Origin of the sequence: Streptomyces sp. WM4235 (assembly GCF_001279725.1) — a bacterium.
Classification (GTDB): domain Bacteria; phylum Actinomycetota; class Actinomycetes; order Streptomycetales; family Streptomycetaceae; genus Streptomyces.
Window position 1 is genome coordinate 1 of the sequence record NZ_LGDE01000461.1, and the last position, 23,256, is coordinate 23,256.

Genomic DNA, 23,256 nt, shown 5'->3' on the forward strand with positions numbered 1-23,256 from the left:
CCTGGACACCGCCTCGAGCCGGTCGGACTCTTCCCGCGCCCAGTCCCTCGCCACCCTGATACGACGCAACAGCTCTTCCGCACTGATTTCCGCCATACACGGAACCTACCCGCGCTACCTCCTGGCAACTCTGGGCCCGCAGCTGCGAATTGGTACTTCCCCGGGGACGTGGTCGACGTGGCGGCAGGTGTCGTGATCGGAACCCGTGCACCGCCGTGGACCACGGTTTCACCGAGTCCTTGCTGACAGGTCTTGGCCGGCTCTGCTGCTCGTGTCCAGGTCAGCCTCACGTCACGCACCTCCAGGGTGGCCCGGACGGACAAACCTCCGCCGAGCCGAGTTCGCGCGGTCCTGAAGAGGCCTTGGAGCCAGGCGACCACCACACTCGAACCCGGGCGTACGTCCAGGGAGTTGATAACGGCGCCCGCTCCGGTCTGGAAGCCGCAGCCGGCAGTCCTCCTTCGCCACGCACGCCGTGGTCCCCGTACGCGCCCTCGTCCCGGTTCCCCGGGGGCGACTGGGGGTGTCGAGTCGCCAACGTCGGTCTGAGCTGCGACTTCCGTATGTCCGTGCGAAGAATCGTGCAGAACAGCCGTTACGGAACTTGCTGCTCCGGTTGGGTGACGGGCGGAGGAGTGCGCCCGGTGGTCGCTCCGGGCGCAATGATCGACCGGGCGGTGTGCGCTTTGGGTGGGTGTAGCGGTCAGTGAATGTCAGCAGTCGACGCGGTGGATACAGAGGCTCGCCCGAGCTTCCGACGCATGGGCTCCGCCGCCAGCGGGAGGCTGACGGGCCGAACGGCCGATCCGTGGGCTGGCACACCCTCCCGGAAACACCTTGACCCGTCTGCTGTTGCAGTGGTTCGACCACGTAGCGGTCCTGTGCGCTCCGGTCTCGGCCATCTGCGCATTACGACGCTCTGTTGCCTGCCGTTTTGCTGCTGCGCCACTCGATCGCTTCGGCGACTTCGTTGAACTCGACGAGGTGTTCACCAGCGCTGCGTTCGAGGACGGCTTTGACCTCTGCCGGTGTGACGCGGAAGAACTCCTTGCGGCTGTTGACCTGATTGACCCGACGCGACGCGAACTCCTGGTGAAGACGCGTTTCGAGCCCGACTGCGTCCTTGCTGAAGATCAGTGCGTGGACATCGAATCGGAAGGGCACCGCGGCGCCGCTCAACTCGTAGATCCGCTCGAGCGGTTCGAGTCGCCGGGTCATTCCGATCTTGACCATGCTGTCGCCGAAGGCGCCGACGTTGGAGATGACGTACACGTAGCCGGTGCGGATGTTGGCTGCTCGGGCCTCCACGTCGTCCAGGGCTCCCTCGATCTCCGCGAGTTTCGCCGCCATCTCGGCGGCGGCCGTGTGATCGCCCTGGGCCTGCAGCCTGTCCAGCGCGCTCTGGTAGTGGCTCATCTCCTTGTGGAGCTTCTCCCGCTCGCGATCCAGTTCGCGCTGAGCGGTTGCCTCTTCACGCTCGCGGGCGCGGGCCTCGCGCTGGGCCTGCTTCTCCTCTTCCTTGCGCTGCAGGAAGTCCGCAGTCAGCCGCAGCTCCTCGACTCGAGCGTCGTGGTAGGCATCGGCGATCCGGATGTCCATGGTGGCGCCCAGCTTGGCGATCGTCTCGCGGCTCTTGTACAGGCGGTCGACCAGTGAGGTGAGGCGGTGCGGGCGCATGCTGCGCACGGCGTAGTCGGCCTCGGCGTTGTAGGCGCGGAGCATGAGCTTCGAATAGTCGCGGATCATCTTGGTGCCCTGGCGGGCCGATCCGTTGACGGTCCATCCGCTGGCGCCGAGTACGGCCTGCTGCGAGCGGGCGAGTTCCTTGATCTTCGCCTTGATGGCCTCCAGACGGGCCCGGTAGGCCACAGCGTCGTCGAGCGGATGGCGGTAGGCGTAAATTCCGATCTGCTGGAGCATCACGGTCTCGTCGGTGGTCACGATCCGCGTACGCAGGTCGTCCAGCCGGCTCTCCGCCGTGTAGATCTCGGCGCGGTGCTTCTCCGCCTCCTTCCGTGCCTTCTCCGTGTCCTTCGCGGCCTGGCGGGCAGCTGCCTGACTGTCCTTGGCCGTACGACGAGCCTCACGCACGATCTCATCAGCCTCGTCTACCGCCTGCTGGCGCAGTTGTTCGACTTTCTGACGGGTCTGCTGCTTCAGCAGCGCTACCGTCGCGGCGTCGGCGCCCTGGGTTTGCGAGATCCAGTCGCGTAGTTGCTCGGCTTCGCTTCCCCCCTCTCCCCGGTTGCGCCGGAACCAGCGTTGCCGGCGGGGCACCGGGATCTCGGCCGCGGACGCGGGGCCTTCTTCGTCTTGCTGGGCCGGAATCCACAGCTGCCAGCCGTTGGGGGGTGGCGGCCAGGAGGGGTCCGGTGTCCAGTCTGCGGGCGGAGTCCAGCCGGTTGGCATCAGCCAGTTCGGTGGCGGGTTGAAACGATAGGCACCCATACGCCCCCCAGCGTCAAGATCACAGCGATCGTCCATCAGTCGGTCCTGCTTGATCATGGCGTGAGATCTGTGTGCCAGGCAAGAGCGCCGAGAGACCGCCCGATCACGGAGGGTGCTCGACCGTGTTCCCGTCTTTACGCCTGTTCTGCGACGCGCGACCTGTATGAGAACGGGCGCATCCGCGCGAGGATGCCCCGATGAGGTGTTTCCTCCGTCGGCTTCGCGTAGCCGCTTGCGGCCGTACAGGAGGGAAGTTCCCTGGACCGGTTGGGCCGGTCGGGATGTGGTGGTGAGCGCTTGATGGCTCGAGCGGAGTTCGGCCAGGAGGCGGCCGATGTCTGTGAGGAGGGTTCCCGGTTGAGTTTCTGCCGTCGCGTCGTCGATCAGGGAGTCCAGGTGTCCGGAGTCGGTGGAGGAGGTTTGGTCGATCTGTTGCATCGCGGTGGCCGCGCTTCGCAGCAGCGCGCTGGCGGTTCGGAAGTACGTCGGTAGGTTCTCGATCTCTCCGCTGTCCAGGGGTAGTCGAGGGTGCGGGTCAAGGAGCGGAGGTGGTCCATGGCGCGTTCGACGACGGTGACGGCGTGACGGGCGCGGGGCAGGGCGGTGTCGGCGCTGTCGAATGCGCGGCGCGGATGGAGGCGGCTGTTCGATCTCGGTGTCGATGGCGGTCTGGATGCGTTCGCGCTCGGCGCCGAGTTGGCGCCAGTCGCGGCGCCAGTGCCGGATGCGCTGGATGTCGGGGTTGTCCCCGTCGAGGATTTCGGCCAGGTCGAACAGGCGGCGGCTTATCGAGGTGTACAGCTCGGCGACGGCCTGTTGCCGCTGGTGGACGTGGCTGGAGGGCGAGAGGGCACGGTGGGCGGTGGGGTCGCGGAGCGCGCCGAGCGCGACCGAGACGGCCAAGTAGCCGATGTAGTCGATGAGGCCCTGGCCGGAGGAGAACGCGAAGAAGCCGATGATGGCGACCTGGGTTCCCTGCTGTCCGAACCGCTCGATCCTCCCTAGGCAGAGCGCGATCATGGTGAGGAGTCCGAACCCTTCCCGCCTCGCCTGCGGTTCCGCCCGCGATCCCTCCGACCCCATCGCCGGCCTCCGCGCCCCGGGCGCCCCGGCGGCGCCCGATGGGCAGATGTCCTCCGCATGCTGCGCCGACGGCGTGAGCGGTGACGGGTCAGGGGTGCTCGCCCCGCGCGACTGCGCACGGTCGACAGGCACTCGCTGGACCTCCTTACGCGTCAACTGTGACGGACATCACGGCAGTTCCCGCAGGGGGCCTGGAGTGTCCATCGAACCGTTTGCGGGCAAAGGGTGCAGGGCGAGTGTGAGACCCCTTCGGAGTCGAGCGCAGGACCCCTTCGGGGTGAACGACGGACACGCTGCGGAGTCGCCGTAAGGAGATCCTCACGCACCGCAGTCAAGGAATTGCCCTCGCAACGTTTGCTCGATTCCCATTGGCATGTGCAGCAGGAATGGACGACGCGGTTCCGGATCCGAGAAGACGCTCCGCAGCCTCCACTTGCCTCAAAACCTCAATCAACCAGGGGTTATGTCCAGGCGGGATCGATAGCGCACGGATCTGCGGGCTGATACAACGCCTTTGTGATCGAAACAAGGCAACTGACCGAAAGAATACGAGCAGTTTTCGATCTCAAGTGAACCCGCGTGGGCGCCTGTTGCACGCGGGATGCTTTCCCATTCTGGGAAAGTTTCCCGAGCCAGTGGAAACAGGAGTGAAGCCGTCCGCAGCGCCGCTAATGTGGGGTGGCAGCTCGCGACAGAGTGATGGCGAGCTGTGCGCAGGTGGCCCCGGGCTGTACCCCGAGACCACCTGGCAGGCCATCGTTCAACCCACGAAAGGTCCAACCGTGACCATGGAAAGCAGCCGGGAGCACCCTAATGTTCCCCCGGTCGTTCCACCTGGCATTATTCCTGACCCTGAGGATCCCAAACCCCGCGGCGCGCATATGGTTGAGCTGCGCATCTGCGCCAGCCTCCTCTTCGTGCTCCTGATCATCGTGCTGGGGATCGTCGTGTTCCCTGTGGTGTGGCCGGGCTGGGAGGCACTGTCCCTCGTCTGGCCGTTCGTCCTGTCCCTGATCGGCCTTCTGGTCGCGCTGTCCAAGCGCAGCTTCGTGCGGTACGTCCGCGTGCGCCAGGCCTGAGTTCGCCACTGTGGGGGGCCGCCGGGCGGCGGTACCCCACGCACCACCACGTGCCGCCCGCATGCCCGCGCTCGGGCATGCGGGCGGGGTGATGAAGGGATGCAGTGATGTCTGACGCCTCACGCGGGGTCAGCTGCGGGTTCTGTGGAAAGAGCATCGTCCAGCGTCCTGGTGGCGGACGTCCACGCGACTACTGCGACGCCAGTCATCGTCGCAGTGCTCAGCGCAGACGGGACCGTGAGCTTCGAGCCGCCGTCCCCCGGTCCTCCCACCGCTTCGTCGCAGCCGAACTGAACCTTCGTGCGACGGACTTGGCGGCGGCTTGTTTCAGTGACGTTCCTCTCGACGGGGTGCTGGAGCTCGCGGCCAGGCTCGCCGAAGACGCCGAGTGCGTGGCGGCCGCGGCGGTGGTCGAGGAGCGCTCCGCGGGCCGAACCTGGGCGGCCATCGGGGCAGCGGCCAGGATGAGCGAGGGACAGGCCAGGGCGCGGTGGGGTGGAGCGCGTTTCGCTCAGCGGCTGGCCGCCCGTGAACCGGCGCCGAGAGCCGGCAGGCCGTACGGGGCCGCTTCGGGCGTCTCCGGAACGGCGACTCGCTCTGACAGGCGCGCGCGACGAGCCGCAGTCGCCCTGGCCGGTGCTCTGCGGATGCTGCATGAGCATTCGGGGGCCGACCTCGACGACATCGCCGCCGAGTCCGGTATGCCGATCTTCGCGGTGCGCTGGGTGCTGGAGGGGCGGGTTGTGGTTCCCTGGACCGCCACCTACACGCTGGTGCACCTGTTGGGCGGGCGGCCCGGTGATCTTCGCCTGCTGTGGGAGTACGCGTCGAAGTCCGTTCCTCGTCTGCCCGATCCGCCGCGCCTCGGCGACCATCTGGCCGCAGGGTTGCGTGGTGCCCGGCTCGCCGCGGGTTACGCCCCGGCAGCGCTCGTGTGCCCACCTGGGCTCACCGAGGCGCAGGCCGAGGCGGGGTTCGACGGACGACTCGTGCCGGAGTGGAGTGCGCTGTGCGACATGCTGCTGTGGCTGGGCGCCGATCCGGAACCCTTCAAGGTCCTGTGGGCGGCCCGCCGGGCGGCTCGAGGCCGGGGACGGTCCACATGAGCCGTGCGAGCCGTCCCCCGCGACGTGCGGGCGCGCGCATGCCGGCGGCCTTCTGCCTCGAATACACCGCTTTCCGTGAACTTCATCTCGACTGGTACCTGCGCTACGCGCATGTGCGGACGGGGGAGTGGACGCGGGCGAACCGCTGTGTCGAAGCGGTTTTCGACGCCCTCAGTGCGAGCTGGGCAACGGCCCTGCGCAGTGCTTGTCCGGCGGCCCGGGCCTGGCAACTGCTTCGGGACCAGGCCGGTGAACGAACAACCTGTTCCGAGGGGCACGGTTGGAGCGTCCACTGCCTGCTCAACGACGCCCAGGCCGACACGCTCCTGCTGCACCACCGGCTCGGGCTTCCGATCACGCGGACCGCTGACCTGATGGGGCTCGACATCCACGCGGTGCGCGCTCTGCTACGCAGTGCCGAGCGGGCGATCGAGGGCCTTCCTCCCTGCGTTGCCTCGCACCTGCGCACCACACGGAGCATGACGGCGCACGACACCGTGCCGTGTGCGCCGGGAAGCAATTCGTACTCCTCGAAATCGTCAACAGGACCCCATTGACGCCCATTTAGGCGACTGGCGGGTCTGCTGCGCGGCTCCTACGATGGCCTCTTCAACCCAGGACATCGCCTTGGAACAAGGCTGCAGGGAGTTGACGCATGCCCTACGGGGAGAAACCCCAAACTCGCCCCCCCATCGACACGACCACCCCCAGTGTCGCCCGCATGTACGAGTACCTCTTAGGAGGCAGTCAGCATTACGAGGTCGACCGGAAAGCCTGTGCCGATCTACTCAGAATCGCACCCAGCACTCAGCAACTTGCTCGAAACAACCGTGATTTCCTGCGCAGGGTGGTCCGTATCCTCGCCCGGGACATGGGTGTCAGGCAGTTCCTCGACCACGGCTCAGGACTGCCGACCCTGGACAACGTCCACGAGGTCGTCCAGCGTGTCTCGTCGGACAACAAGGTCGTCTACATCGACAACGACCCCATGGTCCTTGCTCACGGCCGCACGCAACTGCATGAGAACAAGAACGTCATGGTCATCGATCAGGACATGCGCGAGACACAGAAGATCCGCGATGCCACCGACGCCTTCCTCGACTGGAGCCGGCCGATCGCGGCTCTGTTCGTATCCGTCCTGCATTGCCTTCCCGACACCGACGACGAGCGAGACCCCGCCGAGCTGATAAAGCGTGTAGCGGCCGAACTCCCCGATGGCAGCTACATGGTCATCTGTCAGCTGGTCAGTGACGACACGGCGGTGAGGGACAGAGTCACCCACCTCATGGACGAGGCGACTCATGGCAGGTGGGGTCGGGTGCGTGAACGGCACGAGGTCCGACAGTACTTCGACGGCATGACCATCATCGACCCGCCCGGCCTCGTCGACGTCACCGACTGGTACCCCGACAATGAACCGCCGCCAACTCATCTGCGGCCCACCGACTGGGTCGAGTGGGGCGGCGTCGCCAGGATCGAGGCCTGATCCGGCCGGCCTGGGACAGCTCCGGGGAGGGTGGCGCCGGACCACGTGATGGTCCGGTGTTCACCGCTCCTGGGAGGCTTGCTCGGCCCACAGCAGCGCAGCGTGCCCTATGGCCTCGATGCTGTCCTCGAGCGACATGGCATTGTTGCGGGCATCGGTCAGTACCTTGCGGTAGTTGTCCAGCGACCGCTGCCTCGTCGCGTAGGTCGCGCCCTCGATGTTCTCCAGGTATGCGAGGTCGCCCGGCACATGGTCGGGGAACTGGAGATAGGTGATGGCCATGGGCGGCGACACCGCGTCCTTGCTGATGACCCGGACGTTCACCTTGGGCCTCTCGGCCGCGTCGAGGAGATGCTCCATCTGCTCGCGCATGACGTCCGCGCATCCCCGCCTTCGCTGCAGAACGGTCTCATCCAGCACGACGGTGATCCGGGGCAGTTCCTGATCGAGGATGAGCTGGCGTCCCATGCGCAGCGCCACGACCCGAGCGATCTCCGCGGCCGGGAGAGGGTTGGCCTCCATCATCTTGATTAGCGCCTCGGCGTAGCGCTCGGTCTGCAGCAGCCCGGGCACCACTTGATTCTCGAAGATCGTGATCTCCTCGGCACGCCCCTCCATCCGGATCAGGCGCTTGAGGAAGACGGGCGTCACATCGGCGAACCGCTCGTACCACTCCGCGTTTGCGGCCTGCGCCAGCAGTTGGTCGAGGAAGGCCAAGTCCTTCCGGGGCAGATCGTAGAAGGCGGCTAGGTCGTACACGTCCCGCGGCTTGGCGGGACTCTCTCCACGCTCCAGCCGGCTCATCTTGGATGTCGATCCCCTGATGGCCCGTGCCGCAGCGGCGAGGGTGTAACCCCGACGCTCGCGGTGTCGCCGAAGCTCTTCGCCCAGGAGCTGTCCGGCAGGGCGCTCGACGTCCGCTGACGATAGATCGACTACCGCCGAATCAGGATCCGACTGCCAAAGGCGGGCGACGGACATGTCAACTCCGAACAGTGCTGGGACATCAGTCGATCCCCACAATGCCCGGGCACATGCCCGCCGCACAACCTATGGCCAACACGCAACGCGCTGCTCACATGTCAAGCATCATGCGATGAAGTGGTCGAACTCCTCTTCCTTCGCGCCGTCGAGAAAAGCCGCCAACTCCGCCTTGGTGAAGACGAGTGCGGGCCCACTGGGGAACCTGGAGTTCCGGACAGCCACACCACCTCCCGGAAGGGCGGCCAGCTCGACACAGTTCCCGTTGTTGAGGCTGGCCCGCGCCTTCTGCCAAGCCACCGCGGGAATCCCGTCCGCGCGCTCACCGTTGACGATCACGATCGCTCCCTCTTCCGCCCGTCGCCATGCCGCCACGCCGGGCCTGTAGTTCCCGTATGGGAAACTCGGATGCCGTTCATGCAAAATGCTAGCCACGGGAACCCCTCAGGGCATGTCCCCGAAAGGGTGCAGTTCAAGGGCGTCCTTCCGACAAGCGTTTGATATGCATTGACGCGATGTCGGCCCCTCAGGACCCTCGGCCCATCAGACGGGCCGGCCGCGCTCGCCAGCTCTGGACGTTCTGTCGAGGATGGACATATAGTCCATGCATGGGTGAGGTCGGAAAGGTCAGTGATTCTCGTATTTCGGTGTGGGGGCCGGTGTGTCAGGCGGTCGCATCCCTGCTCGGTCCGTACGCCGAGGTGGTTCTGCATGATCCGGACACCGACCGGGTCCTGGAGATCTGGAACCCGATGACCACCCGCAAGCCGGGCGATCCCTCGATGCTCGGCGAACTGGACGCGCTCGACCCGTCCGCGCGGGACGTGTACGGGCCGTACGAAAAGCTGCTGATGGACGGCCGCCGCCTGTCATCGGTCAGCGCGATCCTGCGAGATTCGCAGGGGCAGCCCTCGGCGGTGTTGTGCGTCAATCTCGACCGCACCCCGCTGGAACAGGCCGCGGCGGTCCTGTCCGCCTTCGGCGCACCCACCGTCCAGCGCCCGGAGCCGTTGTTCGAGCAGGACTGGACCGAACGCATTCAACACATCATCGGTTCCCACGTCCGCGAGACAGGCCGGCCCGTCGAACGCATGACACGCCAGGACCGCCTGACCGTTCTGGGCCGCCTGGACGAGGCCCGGGTGTTCGCGGTCCGCCGGGCGGCCCCGGTCGTCGCCGGGGCGCTGCGCGTCTCCCGATCCACCGTCTACGGCCTCCTCGCCGAACTCAGAACACCCAACGCGAAGGACTGATACATCACCCGGCCGCTCCGGGTGGCAGCCCGCAGACGGCAAGGTCATCACGACGGGGTTGCCCCGTGACCGGGGCTCACGGTGGAGACGAAGCCTGCGGACTTGTCAGGTTGAGCGCATGACGGTGCGGTGCCACTTCGTGATGACGGTTGCGGGGTCGCCGAAATAGGACCAGGGAACCACGGTTGCCTGGCCGGCGAGCAGCTTGAAGATATACGCCGCTTCCCTGTGCAGTCCGCCGGCGCACGTCGCGTGCAGCAAGTGGTTGAAGTCGGCGATGTCCTGCGCCCGGTAGATGCCGTCCCAGTTGACGACCCATAGGTCCCAGGTGCGGCGGGTATCGGCCAGTGCCACGTCGTTATTCCAATGCCGACGTAGGAAGAGCGCCATGTCACCCTCGAGCTCAAGGCGGTAGCGGTACTCCTCCAGCCGCGCGACCTGCAGGAGTACGGCGAGTGGCGAGCCCGGCGGCGTGCCGGCCACCGCGTCGCGTGCGAAGTCGTACATGGTTCCGTGTGAGCCGTGCCAGCGAGCGGACAAGTGGCGCAGCGCCTGGTTGTGTGCCTCTCGGTTGTCCCGGTGCCGAGACTTCAGCTCCTTCCACCAGCGGTTGAATTGGTGGTGCCCGTCCGGGTAGAGCCGGGCGATGGTGAGGAGCGACACCAAGGGCATGGGGTCGTGGGGATGCGTGTCGGCCGCACGGAGGCATGTCCGTAGGGCCATGTCCAGCCGGTCCTGGCCGACGGCGGCCGGGTTCCCCGCGGCCACGGCGAGGTTGAAGCAGCGCAGTACTTCGGTATCCGCACGCAGCACCAGCGCGTCCGGGTCACCTGGCCGGGCGGTGTACCACTCCTCGGCGATGGTCGTGCCGGCCGCGGACTGGGCGAGCAGACGTATTCGGTGAGTGCGGCGGTCCCAGTCGCGTCCGGTGGAGTGGAGCAGGTCGGGAAGACCCTGCCACCGGCCGATGGCGATGTCTTCGCGTGCCTTCGCGAGTTCCCTGTCCCAGAGCGTCGCGTCGAATCGAGGAGTGAAGCGTCTTTCCGGCGTCATGGCCGCGCCCCTCAGAAGTCCGTGGCTATGGTGTCGTCGGCGGAGGCGGCGGACACGGGCTCCAGACCTTCATTCTCCTGTTTGAACTGTTCGGTCTTCGCGGCGTCGAGTCGATCGGGACGGTAGTAGGCGCTCTTGCGGTATACGAACATCGGGATCAGTCCCACGGCCAGACCGCCGATGCCGATCCCGATGGCGGTGGAGTCGAGTGCGCCCAGCGACTCGACGAAGACCCAGAACAGGAACAGCGCCCCGGTCAGCGGCCACAGTCCGCCGAAGATGAAGTTTGCCGGGGTCTTCAGCAGCACCTTTCGGTAGGCGACGACTACCGCGACTCCGGCCAACCCGTAGTAGACGGCGATCTGGAGTCCGATGGCGGCCACGGCGCTTTCCAGGATGTCGCCGACCGAGCCCAGGGCATTGGACGCCACGAAGAGGCCGAGAGCGACCGCACCGACAACCACCAGCGCGACCCAGGGTGTCCGGTAGCGGGGGTGAGAGGCACCGAGGGCGGCTGGCATGGTGCGGTCGCGACCCATCGCGAACAGGGAGCGGGTCACCTGGATGAGGGTGGTCTCCAGGGTGGCGATGGTGGACAGCATGACGGCGACGATCAGCAGTTTGCCGCCCCAGCCGGGCCAGAGGCGGTCGCCGAGCAGGGATAGGGCGTTGGCGCTGTTGACCTCGATCTCCTCGGCGGTGAGCAGCAGGTTCACAGAGATCGTGAAGACCTCGAACAGGACGAAGACGACGGCGAGGCCGACCAGGCCGGCCAGCCCCGACGTCTTGCGACTGTTGCGGGTTTCCTCGCTGAGGTTGCTGGTGACGTCCCAACCCCAGTAGTAGAAAGCCGCGATCAACGCTCCGGCTGCGAAGCCCTGAACGCCATCGAAGTGGCCGAAGCCCAGCCAGGACCAGGAGAAGTGCTGAACCGTGTCGCCATGGAAGAGGGCCGCCGCGGCGAAGGCGAGCAGAATGAGCAGTTCGATGCCGGACATGATCATCTGGGCGTGGACCGTCAGTCGCGCTCCTTTGAGTACGACGACGAGCATCACCAGAAACCAGAGCGCGCCGACCACGGTCGCCAGCGCGGTGTTCTCCGCCAGGTCCGGGGCGAACAGGGACAGCGTCATGCTGCCCGCCGGCAGCGAGCCCGCGACCATGAAGATGGTGGCCGAGACCACGAGTGCCCAGCCGCTGAGGAAACCGAGCGAGGGATGGAGGGCACGGGCCACCCAGGAGTAGCTGGCGCCGGCGTTGATGTCGAGTCTTCCCAGGTAGTTGAACGCCCAGGCGATACCGAACATGGGTATCGCGCACCAGAGCAGGGCGGCAGGGGCGGCGAAACCGACCGTGCCGACGAGTACGGCTGTGGTCGCCGCCAGGGAGTAGGCGGGGGCACTGCCGGCCACCGCCATGACGATGCTGTCGAATGTGCCCAGGACGTTCGCCTGGAGCCCCTTGTGTGTACTCATGAGTTTCCGTGATGCCCTTTGGGTGCGGCCGCTTTCGGTGATGTCCCAGCAAAGGAGCGCACAACCACGGGGACGGACAGCAAGGTGGCTGGTGCGGTCGTGCCCGGCCGGTAATCTCGCGAACAGCAGGCAGAGTTATGGACGGCTTATGAGAAGGAAATGCCCACATCGTGACAGCGCGAGCTTTGGACCATGGCGGTCCGCAGCGGTCGCCGATCGAGCGGCATGAGCGGCACAGTAGACCGTGAACTGTTTCGGGTTTGGTGAACACTCTGAATGCGATCTGATTTGGATTCTGTGGCTGTGAAGTGGTATAAGGCCGGCCCGACTCACCCGTCGGTTGGACGATTGCCGTGATCGGCGGATCGGTGTGCACGAACCACGGGACGTCATGAACGCGGCCAGCGCGAGGTCGTCCGGCACGCGCGAAGAACTTCGCCGTAGCCTCACCCCAGGGCAGCTCGTTTGTACGGTTCTGGTGGTTACCGCAGGAGCTGGTCGAGTACGGCTGAGGCGAGAGCCGCGTCGAGCGCGCCCACCCCGGTGAGGTCGGCGACGGTGATCGCTGCCGCGGGGCGGTCGATGGTTCCTTTGAGTAGTTCACCGGCCGCGATGTCGCTGTTCTCGGTGGTGGCTCCGGAGCGGACGGCGTGAGCGAAGTCCCCGTGGTCGAGGCATTGGGCGTGGTCGTCGGTTGCGATGAGTTGTGCGCGGTGGAAGAGGGCGGGTGGCAGTTCGTTCTTGTGTGGCATGTCCGTGCCGATGCCCGTCACGTGGGCGCCTTCGCGCACGTGGCTGGCGTTGAGGACGGGGGATGTGGCCGGGGTCGTGGTGATGACCATGTCGGCGGCGGCGGCTTCCTGAGTGACCGCGGGCCGGGCGTTCAGTCCGCGTGTGTGGAGCTGTTCGCACAGGGCGTTGGTGTTGTGCGGGGTGCGGCCGTGTATGAGGACGGTGCTGATGGGGCGGAGTTCGGCCAGCCAGGTTGCCTGGAGGCGGGCTTGTTCGCCGGTGCCGAAGAGGGCCAGTGTCGTGGCATCGGGGCGGGCCATGGCGTGGGTGATCAACGCGCCCGCTGCCGCGGTGCGCCATGCGGTGAGCAGGCCGTGGTCGTCGAGGAGTGCGCGCATTTGTCCGGTGCGGGCGCTGACGACGCAGACCAGGCCGTGGTTGGAGGGGATGCCGAGGGAGGGGTTGCCGTAGAAGCCGGTCGCGATCTTGACGGTGAAGTTGGTGGCGCCGGTGATCCAGCCGGCCTTCACGTGGCAGTCCCCGTCGGTTTCGGGGAAGGTCATGTGCAGCGGCGGTGGCACGCTTGTGCGGCCCTCTGCGTGGGCGATCAGTGCGTCCCGGACGGTGTCGAGGACCAGCTGCGTGGTGACCGCCTTCTCGATGGCAGTCTGATCGAAGACGGGGAGAGTCATCGACGGGCCCGCAGAAAATCGGCGAAGGCGGCCAGGCCTTCCTCGGGGTTGCGCCGGCCGAGTCCGATGCGGAACCGGTCGGTGGGGGTGGCGGTGAGTTCGGATTGGTAGATGCTCGCGGGCAGCAGCAGGACTCCGGCTTCCTCCACCAGGCGAATGCAGAACGTCTCCACTCCGTCGGTGCCGAGGTAGCGGGGATAGGCGACCCCCCCGCCGTCTGGGGCCTGCCATTCGAAGTCGTCCGCGAACTCGGCGAAGAACGCCTCGAAGGCCGGCAGATTGGCTTCGATCCGGCCCCGATTGCGGTCCAGGAGCGTGTCGCGGGCTTTGAGGGCGATTCGGGCCAGGACCTCGCTGGGCGCGGAGTTGCAGATGGTGGTGTAGTGCTTGGCGCGCTCCAGACGGGAGAGCAGTGCGCGGTCGCGGCAGGTGATCCAGCCGATCCGGAGCCCGGGCAACCCCAGCGACTTCGAGGTCACGTTCAATGACAGGGCACGCTCGGAGAGGTCGGTGGCCTGTGGCAGCATGCGGGCCGGATCGCGCTCCAGACCGCGGTAGACCTCGTCGCTGAACAGGTGGATGCCCCGCTCGTCACACAGCCGCGCCAGCGCGGTGAAGTCGGCGGCGTCGATGATCTTGCCGGTGGGGTTGTTCGGGAAGTTCACCGAGACGACGCGGGTGTTGGGGCGTATCGCCGCGGCGACCTCGTCGAGATCCAGGGCCCAGTCCCGGTCCGGTTCGAGGGCCACCCCGGTGACCTCACACAGCGCCAACGGCACGGTTTCGGCGGCCTGGTAGTTCGGTGTCACCACCACCGCGTGATCGCCCGCGTCGAGCAGGACGTTCATGGCCAGGTAGATGGCCTCCTCGGCGCCCGCGAAGCAGATGACGTCCTCGGCGACCGCGCGCTCGTACGTCTGCGCGATCACTTCACGCAGCGCCGGGTCGCCGAAGGTCTGGGTGTACCCCAAGGGCAGTTTCTCGAAGGCGTCCCGGTCCTTGTCGTCGGCCAGCGAGAGCAACTCGCCGAGCGTCGTGGTCTCCACATCGGATGCGGTCAGGTGATGGCGGGCGGTGAACTCCCACCGCGAGAAGTAGGTCTCCAGGCGGAAATCGGGCAGCCGGGTCATGGTGCATCAGTCCTTTGCGCTGGGAACTCTGAGCTCGGCCAACAGGCCGTGGAGGGTGGAGCCGGGACAACCGCAGCGCCCCGGCGACGACCGGGGCCGCGCGGCGCGCCGAAGGCAGAAAGGACCGCCGCGGCCTGTTCCAGCGGGGTGCGGGCGAGTTGACGCACAACACCGCCGAGGGCCGACCCTGCGCGTCCGGCTCACCGAGCTCGAGGGATCGCCCAGCCTGCGGGTGGCATCGGTTCCAGATCTCCAGCACCCGATCGGTCTCCGGATCATGCAAAACCACCTCGGCGTACGGGCCGAGCAACAGCGCGCCCGCCTGACACACCAGGCCCCGCATCCGAAGACGAGAGGTGGGGACCATCTTCGCTTCACCCATGGCTGGACTGTATGTCCAGACTAGACGGAAAGTCCAGAGGTGACTGATGGTGGAACGCGGGTCCATCCGCGGGGCGCGCGGATGGGAGGCCGGGTTTCTCGCGGGGCTTGGGTGGTGCACCGCCGTGTGTTCTCGAGGGGTGCGCATGAGGCGGGGCTGCTGCGGTGGACTGCGGTCCCGGCGGCCGACGGGGCCGGGGGAGGGGGGCACGCCGGCGGTGCCGTGTGGGCCGCGAGTTGGAGCAGGCACCCGTGGCGAGGGTGGTCACGTGGTGCATGAGGGCTGGTGAGACGGGGTGGGGGCCGTCCGGGTGTCGCGTCCGGACGGCCTTGTCGTTTGGTGGGCTCAGGGTGCTGTCAGTGCTTTCAGTGCCTTCTCGGCGCCTGGATTGAGGGGAACCGGGGCCGTCTGGCCGGCGGTGGTGGCGTTGATCTCCGCTGCGGCCTGGTTGATGGTCACCAGCGCGTTCTTCTCGTTGTGGAGGAGGTTCACGATCTTCGCGGCGAGGCCGGCGTCGAAACCCTTCTTCACCAACAACACGTTGGCCACCACGATGGTGGGGATGCTGCCGGGCTGCCGATAGACGGCGGCCGGGATGCTGCCTCGTTGGTAGATGGTGCCGTACTCAATGCTCAGTGCGGACAGATGCGGGGTGACGTCGAGGAAACGCACCTGCTCCTTGAGGGTGGTGGTGAGGTCGGTGATTCCGCCGCTGGGCAGGCCACCCGACCAGAAGAGCGCGTCGACGGTGCCGTCCTTCATGGCATCCACGGTCTCGGGCAGACCGAGGCGCTGCGCCTGTACGTCGCTGTCGGGGTTGAGGCCTGCCGCATCCAGCAGTCGCCGGGCGATCACTTCGGTGCCGGAGTTGGGGGAGCCGGTGGAGACCCGCTTGCCCTTCATGTCCGCGAGTGAGGTGATGCCGGAGTCCGCACGGACCAGGACCTGGGTGTAGTTCGGGTAGAGCCTGGTGAGCGCTTCCACTTGCTGTGGCTTGGTGAACGAGCCCTCTCCCTTGACGGCGTCGCCGGCGGTGTCGAGCAGGGAGAACGCGACATCGTAGGTGCCGGCCGTGAGGCCCTGGATGTTCTGGACAGAGGCGCCGGTGGCGGTCGCGGTGGCGCGGTAGCCGTCGATGTTCTCGGAGATCAGCTTCGCAAGGCCGCCACCGAGCTGGTAGTAGACACCGGTGGTGTTGCCGGTGGCGATGGTGAGGCGACCTCCACCGGCATGGTCGGAGGCCTCTGGGCCGGCCTGCTTACCGCCGCAGGCGGAGGCCACGAGAGTGACGACAAGAGCGGCCACGGCGAAGCGGGCGCCACGCATTCGATGGTTCATGAGGGGGTGTGTCCTTTCACGAGGCTGACCTTCGTCGCGGCACTCTCGGGGGAGAGTCGCCGGGAACGGTGTCGGTGGCGCAACAGGTGGATGACCGTCGCCACGGCGAGCACGGCGGAACCTGCGGCGATCGAGGCGGGTTCGAGGTAGAGCAGGAGCAGGGCGGCCGTGGCGCACAGCGCCCGCTCCAGCGGACCGGCCGGCCCCATCAGCCAGCCTCCGGTCGCCGCGGCGAGCGCGGAGACCGCGAGCGCGGAGACGACTGTGGTCCAGGCGATGCCCCACAGGCTGCCCTGGCCGAGGAGTTGTGCTCCGTTGTCGGTCAGGACGAACGCGAACGGGACGAGGAACGCGGGCAGGGAGTACTTCCACGTCGCCGTCATCGTGCGCATCGGGTGGCCGCCGGTGATGGCGGCGGCGGCTGCCGCCGCCAGCGCCGTGGGCGGGCTGACTTCGGACAGGACGGCGTAGTAGAAGATGAACATGTACGCCTCGTGGGTGGCGACCCCCAGCGAGATCATGGCCGGAGCGATGATCACCGCGGCGATGATGAACGAGGCGGTGACCGGGACGGCGAGCCCCAGAATGGACACCGCGACCGCCGCGAACAGCACCGTGAGAACCAGTTCGACCGTGGCGTTGTCACCGAGCACCCCGGCGGCATCGACGATGATCGAGGCCAGGTTGAGGCCGAGCCCCGTCTGCGTGACGACCGCGACGATGAGTCCGGCCGCCGTGCACGTGGCGATCACGGGCAGCACCGACCGACTGCCTTCGGCCAGCGCGGCATACAGCCGCCGGGGCGTCATCCGATGCGCCGGATCCAGGAAAGAGAGCCCGAACTGCAAGACCGTCGCGTACACCACGGCCTTGAACGGAGGCAGGCCCACCGCCATGAACCCCACGATCATGAAGAGGGAGAGGAAGTGGTAGCCGAACCGGCCCAGAAGCTTCAGCGCCGAGGCCTGTCCCACCTCGACGGCGTGGGCGCGGTGCTTGCGGGCGTCGATCTCCACCGCGAGCAGGATGCCCAGGTAGTACAGAAGCGTGGGCACCAGCGCGTACAGCAGGACAGTGAGGTAACTCGTCTTGAGATACTCGGCGATGATGAAGGCCGCGGCCCCCAGAGTCGGCGGGGACAAGATCGCGCCGATCCCGGCGGCGGCGAGGACTCCACCGGCCTGCTCCTTGGGATAGCCCGCCCGGCGCAGCACGGGCCATGCGACCGACCCCAGACTCACCGCCGTGGCGGTCCCCGATCCGGAGACCGTGCCGAGCAGGAAACCCGCGGCGGTCACCGTGCGGCCCGGAGCGGAGCGGGACCCGCGGAAGGCCGCGAAGGACAGGTCGATGAAGAACTTCCCCGCCCCGGAGTAGTCGAGGACCGCGCCGTAGATCGTGAACAGCAGGATGTAGGTGGCGGCCACGTTCAACGGCACACCGTAGATGCCGTCGGTGCCCATGAACGCGTGCGCCCCGATCGCGTCCAGGTCGAACCCGCCGTGCGCCAGCGACCAGTCGTAGGGCAACAGCCCGCCGTAGTAGGCGTACAGCAAGAACGCCGAGCAGAACGCGGGAAGGATCCAGCCGGTGGTACGCCGGCAGGCCTCCAGGACCAGCAGGATCAAGGCGATACCCGCCACGACGTCGAGGGAGGAGGGAACCTGGCGCCTCTCCAGGAACGCGTCGAACCCCAACAGCGGGTACAGACAGACGACGAGCGCGACGCCGGCCAGGAGCCAGTCGAACCAGCCCGGGTCATCTGCCGCGACCGCCTCAACGGCGGTGGACCTGGGACTGCGCCGCCACCGGAGCAACACAGCCGGGACACGCACGGAGCCGCGATGTGTGAGAAACACCAGAGGCAGCCCCGCGGCGAGAAAGATCGTCAGATAGAACTGGCTTCCCTTCGCCAGCGGGAAGAAGATCGCGTACAGCGTGAACGCGGACAGGGACACGCACACGCCGGCCACCACGGCGGATATCCGAGGCGAAAGCTTGCGGCCTGGCCGCTCCTGGTCGTACTCGGCCACCAGTTCATCGACCGTGGCCCGTGAAACTTCAGATGGCGCCGATTGCAGACTCATGCCGACCACTCCTGGGATCCGGACGATCGCTTGACCAGAAGGTGACAGCCGATACCCGTCGGCAACAGGGCTGACCCCAGGGATTAACACAGACTTAGGGCGCAGCGCACCGGGCGCATCAGAACGGCCATCGCCGCCTCGGCATCCCTCGTCCCGAAGCACCCCATGGTCGGCAGGGGTCGTGTGTATGGCCGCCGAGGACGACGACAAAAGCCGTGTCCATCGGAGCCTGCGAACCGCAGACGCGCCGCGCCACACACATCCGCAGCACTCAATACGGTGGAGGCGACCTGCATCCAGCCCTCGCGGGACCGGCGTGGCCACCCTGGGGTGTGACCTGGCCGCTTGGCCGTGCCGGCACCCGGTCGGAGGCTGCGAAGGACTGGCCGCCCGCCTCCCGCCATGACCCGATACTCAGGACACCCGACAAGATCCCTTCGCGCGGATCCCCGCCCGGGTTCGTCGTCGGGTCAGGCCCGCGGCGTCTGTTCCCGGACCCAGATGGCTATCTGTGTGCGGGAGGTGACCCCGAGCTTGGCGAGGGTGCGATGGACATGTCCCTGAGCGGTGCGAGGGGTGATGACCAGCTGAGCGGCGATCTGCTTGTCGGTCAACCCCTGCGCGACCAGCTGGGCAACGGCAGCTTCCCGTGGAGTGAGGGCCGAGTCCGGCGCCCGGGCCGCACCGGGACCGGGCACCGGCCGGCCTTGAGCGCGGGCGACGGCCTGTTCGGTGGTGAAGGCGGCTCCGGCCCGAACCCTGGCGCCGAAGCGGGCGTGGCCCAATGCCTGGAGAAGCGAGGTTTCGCATTCGGTGCGGTGGCGCCACAGCCTCCCGACTCCCGGCAGGGTGGCACCGACCTGCTTCCAGACGCTGTCGGCAGCGCCCAGGAGCTCGGCGCCTTCCGCGTACTGACCCGCGCCCGCTTGGGCCCAAGCCAGTACCTCCAGGCACTGAGCCAAGGCCAGACGGTTGTCCGTGGCGCCCGCGACACCCAGCCCCTCCCGGAGCGCGCCGACAGCCTCCTCGACGTCGCCTGCCAACCACAGGCGCAGCCCCGATAGCCACAAGGCGAAGGCGCGGGACCACTGGGCGTCGTGGGCTTCACACAGAGCCAGGCTCTCCTGGCAGAGGACCGCGGTACGCGAGTCCGCGGACAGGCAACAGGACAGGCTCAAGAGGAACAGCGTCGACCATACGTCGCCCAGGTTCCCGTGAGTCCGATACTGGTGGAGAGCCGACTCGAACAGAGGCACGGCGCGCGCGAAGTCGTCCCGGAACAGGGCGATCAACCCGTCGAACTGCTCGACGTGCGCCTTCGCCGGCGGATCACCCAACGCGTCGGCCAGCATGCGACATTCCGCCAGACGGGCCTGCGCCGAAGCGATGTCCCCGCGCAGCAGAGCCATCCATCCGTCGGCCCACAGGGCCTTCACCCTGGCCGGGCTCGGCGTACTGTCCGACGCCAGCATCCGAGCCAGCCAGTGGCGTTCCTCTTCGAGACTCCCCGCGCCCAGTCGGTGGCTCCACAAGGCCCCGGCCATCTCCAGCCCGGCACGGGCCTCACCGGAACGGGAGAGGCAGAAGTCGAGAGCGGCGCGCAGATTCGCCCGCTCCTGACGAAGGCGGGTGAACCACACGGTCTGTCTCCCGGAGAACCACTCCGCTTCGGCGAGTAGGACCAGGCTCCTGTAGTGGTCGCGATGCCGGCGAGGCACCTGCCCGGCCTCGCCTCGTTCACCCAGCCTTCCCCGACCGTACTGGCGCAACGTCTCCAGCATCCGATACCGCGCGCGCAGGTCATCACCCTCCCGGGACAGGACCGACTTGTCCACCAACCCCGTCACGGCATCCAACACCTCATCCACGCACAGACCCTCGCCCGTACCCACCCGTTCCACCGCCTCCAGGTCGAAACTGCCGGGGAAGACGGACAAGCGGGCCCACAACAGCTGCTCTCGCGGCCCACACAGGTCGAAGCTCCAGTCGACCGCCGCGCGCATGGTCTGCCGGCGAGGCAGTGCCGCTCTGCTTCCACCCGTCAGCAGCGCGAACCGGTCATCCAGCCGATCCAGGATCTGCTCGCAGGTCAGCACGCGCATACGGGCGGCAGCCAGCTCGATCGCCAGGGGAATACCGTCGAGGCGATGGCAGATCAGGGCAGCGGCCCTGCTGAACTCCGACGGCGCGTGCTCGCCGAGAGCGGCAGCCGCCCTCTCTGCGAAAAGCCGCAGCGCCTCACTATGCCCAGCCGTTGCGTCCTGCCCGGGATCGTCCGGATCCGGGGCGGACAGCGGGGACACCGTCAACAGGTGCTCTCCGGCCACGCCCAAGGCCTGCCGACTGGTGGCGACCACGTGCAGGCCCGGGGCTGATGCCAGCAACGCGTGGACCAGCAACGCACACCCTTCCAGAAGGTGTTCACAGTTGTCGAGCACCAACAGAAGCCGCTTGCCGTCCAGGAAATCGGTGAGGGTGTCCAGCGGACGCCGTCCCATGTCGTGGCCCGGTTCCAGCGCGGCCAGCACGGCGTGCTCCAGCAGTTCTTCCTTCTCCACCGACGCCAAGTCCACCAGCCATGCGCCGTCAGGGAAAGAACGCCGCACCTGCGCGGCAACTCGCAGGGCCAGCCTGCTTTTGCCCATGCCGCCAGGTCCGGTCAGGGTAACCAGCCTCGTCCGGCCCAGTAGCTGCCGCAACCGCGACACTTCTTTCCCTCGCCCGACGAAACTCGTCGTATCCGCTGGAAGATTTCCAGATTCCTTGGGTATGCGAGCCACTCGACGCCCTATCCGTTCCTGAGTACATCCGCCGACTCGGATGGTCACGCGGGCCCCTCGCGGAGCGAGCGGTCTACCGGCAGCAGTCGGCACCTGTTGGGCCGGGCATCACAAGCCTTGCTGTCGGCGGCCGCCGAGGGCTTCCGTGCCCTGACCGGATCGACCAAACGCTCAGGGGACCGCTCCCCATGCCGGTTCGTGTCATGCGCGCCCGAGCGAAAATCGGGTGAATCAACAACTCCGGTGCGCTGCAAGCGGGTTGTGGACATGGACAGTACGTCCAGAGACGGGTGGCGCACAATCCGTCGGCGGTTCCGATCGGTGCCAAGTGCCCGGGTTCCTTCGGGACGCATGGACAGACTGCTCGACACCGGGCCACGGTCCGGGTGTTCTCGGTCCGTCTGCTCGCTCTGCATGGGTGACGTCTCCGAGCCGGACACCTTGCCCACCGAGATGCCGGCCGGCCAGCCCCAATGCAGGCGGGGCCATCGTCAAACCGCAGTCAGTCCCGAAGCGCCTGGGCCCCGCGTCGACTGCCTCGTGTCAGTCCTCGACCGCTTCACGCAGGGTCGACCGTCGTTACGCAGGATGCACGTCACGAACCGGTAATTCTACGCGCGTGCATGCCTGTTGACCGTGTGCATGCTGTTCGAGTCGGCCCGGCAGAAGTCGTCAGTCGGGCCGGCAATCGGCCTCTGCACGTGCCGCACCACACGCCCAGGAGATCGCTCACAGAACCAGAATCGGCAGGAACGGAGCACCAGCGCCTGAAGGCGCGGCCACTGGCGTGATATCGGCCTTCGGGGTGGTCCTGCGTGGGACCCCGGGGCTTCAGCCCGGGAGGAGTCGCATTCCAGGACCGTAGCGCGAAGCGGCGGAGCTTTCTTCGAGAGGTGGCGTGGAGCGCTACCCCGGTCGCTTCTGGTTCTCCATGTACTCCTTGATGATCGACAGCGGGGCTCCGCCCCACAATGCCGCGAAGCGGGACGGCAACCAGAAGTGGGCGCCCCGCAGGTATCGGCGGATGTGGTTGTGAAATGGAATTCCCGGACCCCGACTTCGATGCCAAGCTCGCCCGGATCGAGTACGTGATCAACGAGCGGCCGGACCGCACCTTCGCGTTCGACGAGTTCGGCCCCTTGAGAGTTTGCCCCGTCACCGGCTCCTGCCGGGCCGAGCAGATTCGGCCCGATCGCCTTCCGGCACTCCGTCGGTGACGATGAGACGTGGGCCCGATCAACCGGCGCCGCAAAGGCGCAGACCACACCTGGGCCACCCTGAGAACGATTCGCGGGGCCCACCCGGCCGGCGCCCCGATCTACGTGATCCTGGACAACCTCTCCGCCCACCTGAACTGGCGCATCAGCCGGTGGGCGGCCCGCAACAAGGTCGAACTGTGCTTCACCCCGACCCACGCGTCCTGGGCCAACCCCGTCGAGACACACTTCGGACCGCTACGGCAGTTCGCCCTGGCCCACTCGAACCACCCCCACCACACCGTCCAGACGCGGGCCCTGCACGCCTACCTGCGCCGGCGTGCTCAGAGCGCCCGCCTCCCCGGCGTCCTCGCCGCCCAACGACGCCACGCGCCCGAATCCGCAGCAGCGAGAAAGGTACGCGCTGGGGCGGACACCTGTGTGCTCAAGCGGCCTGGCGTCACCGGCCGGACCAATGGAGGGGCCAACCCGGCAGCCAGTTGAAAGCTGCCTCCAAGCCGGTCCTGCAGGCCGGGTCAAGTTGACAGGTCCACCATGACCCGGGGGGCGTCAGCGCGGTTGTCCTGCTTCGCATGCCTCCGGGGCGGCCTCACGGAGTCCGAACGGGTGCTCGTGTGCGGGTCTCATCGGTTTCCCGGCGTCTGCCTGCCACGGCCCGTCGCCCTTGTCTTCCGCGGCCGTGGCGGTGGTGGGCGCCATCTCGAACCAGACGGCCTTTCCCGTCGGCGTGGGTGTGCTGCCCCATTCGGTGGCCATAGCCGCGATCAGCACGAGGCCGCGACCACTCTCTGCGTGGGGTGTGCAGCCACGCGGTGCGGGCAGGCCGGGTGAGGTGTCGGTTACCTCGATGCCCAGCCGGGAGCCGGTCCCCCGGACCGTGACGGTGGATGGACCGCTGGTGTGGCGTACGGCGTTGGCGAATATCTCGCTGCCC

Annotated in this window: 17 protein-coding genes and 2 pseudogenes; 7 read left to right on the plus strand and 12 right to left on the minus strand. The window is 67.3% G+C overall.

The window, feature by feature from the left end:
* Window positions 1-909: 909 nt before the first annotated feature.
* On the minus strand, window positions 910-3,468 hold the full coding sequence (locus ADK55_RS40320) for a DUF4041 domain-containing protein (RefSeq protein WP_234350359.1): 2,559 nt from the start codon (window positions 3,466-3,468) through the stop codon (window positions 910-912).
* 944 nt (window positions 3,469-4,412) lie between these two features.
* On the opposite strand from ADK55_RS40320, the gene ADK55_RS33170 reads away from it, so the two are divergent.
* The 4 genes from ADK55_RS33170 to ADK55_RS33185 all read left to right on the plus strand — a co-directional run bounded on the left by ADK55_RS33170 (window position 4,413) and on the right by ADK55_RS33185 (window position 7,202).
* Window positions 4,413-4,610, plus strand: coding sequence for a hypothetical protein (locus ADK55_RS33170; protein ID WP_053684299.1), 198 nt, complete (start codon window positions 4,413-4,415; stop codon window positions 4,608-4,610).
* Window positions 4,611-5,257: 647 nt separating this feature from the next.
* Window positions 5,258-5,716 carry a hypothetical protein gene (locus ADK55_RS38945; RefSeq protein ID WP_159041630.1) on the plus strand — a complete coding sequence of 153 codons (459 nt, stop codon included), beginning with the start codon at window positions 5,258-5,260 and terminating at the stop codon, window positions 5,714-5,716.
* The gene (locus tag ADK55_RS33180) at window positions 5,713-6,273 is read left to right on the plus strand and encodes a hypothetical protein (RefSeq protein ID WP_159041631.1); all 561 of its coding nucleotides are present in this window, start codon (window positions 5,713-5,715) and stop codon (window positions 6,271-6,273) included. Before ADK55_RS38945 ends, ADK55_RS33180 begins: the two co-directional genes overlap by 4 nt.
* A gap of 98 nt (window positions 6,274-6,371) precedes the next feature.
* Entirely contained in the window at window positions 6,372-7,202 is an 831-nt protein-coding gene (locus tag ADK55_RS33185; RefSeq protein WP_053684306.1) for an SAM-dependent methyltransferase, read from the plus strand.
* A 60-nt stretch (window positions 7,203-7,262) separates the two neighbouring features.
* Here ADK55_RS33185 and ADK55_RS33190 read toward each other — a convergent pair whose 3' ends face one another.
* Window positions 7,263-8,183, minus strand: coding sequence for a DUF5753 domain-containing protein (locus ADK55_RS33190; RefSeq protein WP_078999720.1), 921 nt, complete (start codon window positions 8,181-8,183; stop codon window positions 7,263-7,265).
* A gap of 108 nt (window positions 8,184-8,291) precedes the next feature.
* Window positions 8,292-8,525, minus strand: a complete 234-nt coding sequence (locus ADK55_RS33195) for a DUF397 domain-containing protein (RefSeq protein WP_078999726.1) — start codon at window positions 8,523-8,525, stop codon at window positions 8,292-8,294.
* A 266-nt stretch (window positions 8,526-8,791) separates the two neighbouring features.
* Between ADK55_RS33195 and ADK55_RS33200 the strand changes: the two genes are divergently transcribed.
* Window positions 8,792-9,436, plus strand: a complete 645-nt coding sequence (locus ADK55_RS33200) for a helix-turn-helix transcriptional regulator (RefSeq protein ID WP_053684312.1) — start codon at window positions 8,792-8,794, stop codon at window positions 9,434-9,436.
* 105 nt (window positions 9,437-9,541) lie between these two features.
* Here ADK55_RS33200 and ADK55_RS33205 read toward each other — a convergent pair whose 3' ends face one another.
* The 8 genes and pseudogenes from ADK55_RS33205 to ADK55_RS33235 form a co-directional block, all read right to left on the minus strand.
* Window positions 9,542-10,489: a hypothetical protein gene (locus ADK55_RS33205; protein ID WP_053684314.1), complete on the minus strand. Its 948-nt coding sequence runs from the start codon at window positions 10,487-10,489 to the stop codon at window positions 9,542-9,544.
* A gap of 11 nt (window positions 10,490-10,500) precedes the next feature.
* Window positions 10,501-11,964: an APC family permease gene (locus ADK55_RS33210; protein WP_053684316.1), complete on the minus strand. Its 1,464-nt coding sequence runs from the start codon at window positions 11,962-11,964 to the stop codon at window positions 10,501-10,503.
* 319 nt (window positions 11,965-12,283) lie between these two features.
* A pseudogene (locus tag ADK55_RS40325) lies at window positions 12,284-12,396 on the minus strand (LacI family transcriptional regulator); the annotation flags it as partial.
* Between the two features lie 50 nt (window positions 12,397-12,446).
* Entirely contained in the window at window positions 12,447-13,388 is a 942-nt protein-coding gene (locus ADK55_RS33215; protein WP_053684318.1) for an ornithine cyclodeaminase family protein, read from the minus strand.
* On the minus strand, window positions 13,385-14,518 hold the full coding sequence (locus ADK55_RS33220; protein ID WP_053684319.1) for an aminotransferase class I/II-fold pyridoxal phosphate-dependent enzyme: 1,134 nt from the start codon (window positions 14,516-14,518) through the stop codon (window positions 13,385-13,387). The genes ADK55_RS33215 and ADK55_RS33220 overlap by 4 nt, the downstream gene beginning before the upstream one ends.
* A gap of 727 nt (window positions 14,519-15,245) precedes the next feature.
* On the minus strand, window positions 15,246-16,238 hold the full coding sequence (locus ADK55_RS33225) for a TAXI family TRAP transporter solute-binding subunit (protein ID WP_078999724.1): 993 nt from the start codon (window positions 16,236-16,238) through the stop codon (window positions 15,246-15,248).
* Complete coding sequence (locus tag ADK55_RS33230) at window positions 16,235-18,325, minus strand: TRAP transporter permease (protein ID WP_053684322.1); 2,091 nt, start codon at window positions 18,323-18,325, stop codon at window positions 16,235-16,237. Before ADK55_RS33230 ends, ADK55_RS33225 begins: the two co-directional genes overlap by 4 nt.
* Before the next feature lie 470 nt (window positions 18,326-18,795).
* Complete coding sequence (locus ADK55_RS33235; protein ID WP_107089382.1) at window positions 18,796-21,198, minus strand: ATP-binding protein; 2,403 nt, start codon at window positions 21,196-21,198, stop codon at window positions 18,796-18,798.
* A gap of 805 nt (window positions 21,199-22,003) precedes the next feature.
* Between ADK55_RS33235 and ADK55_RS38950 the strand changes: the two genes are divergently transcribed.
* Both ADK55_RS38950 and ADK55_RS33240 read left to right on the plus strand, forming a co-directional pair.
* On the plus strand, window positions 22,004-22,141 hold the full coding sequence (locus tag ADK55_RS38950; protein ID WP_159041633.1) for a hypothetical protein: 138 nt from the start codon (window positions 22,004-22,006) through the stop codon (window positions 22,139-22,141).
* A gap of 4 nt (window positions 22,142-22,145) precedes the next feature.
* Window positions 22,146-22,747 (plus strand): annotated as a pseudogene (locus ADK55_RS33240) (transposase); the annotation flags it as partial.
* 124 nt (window positions 22,748-22,871) lie between these two features.
* Here ADK55_RS33240 and ADK55_RS40330 read toward each other — a convergent pair.
* A partial coding sequence (locus ADK55_RS40330; RefSeq protein ID WP_234350361.1) for an ATP-binding protein occupies window positions 22,872-23,256 on the minus strand: 385 nt, incomplete at its 5' end.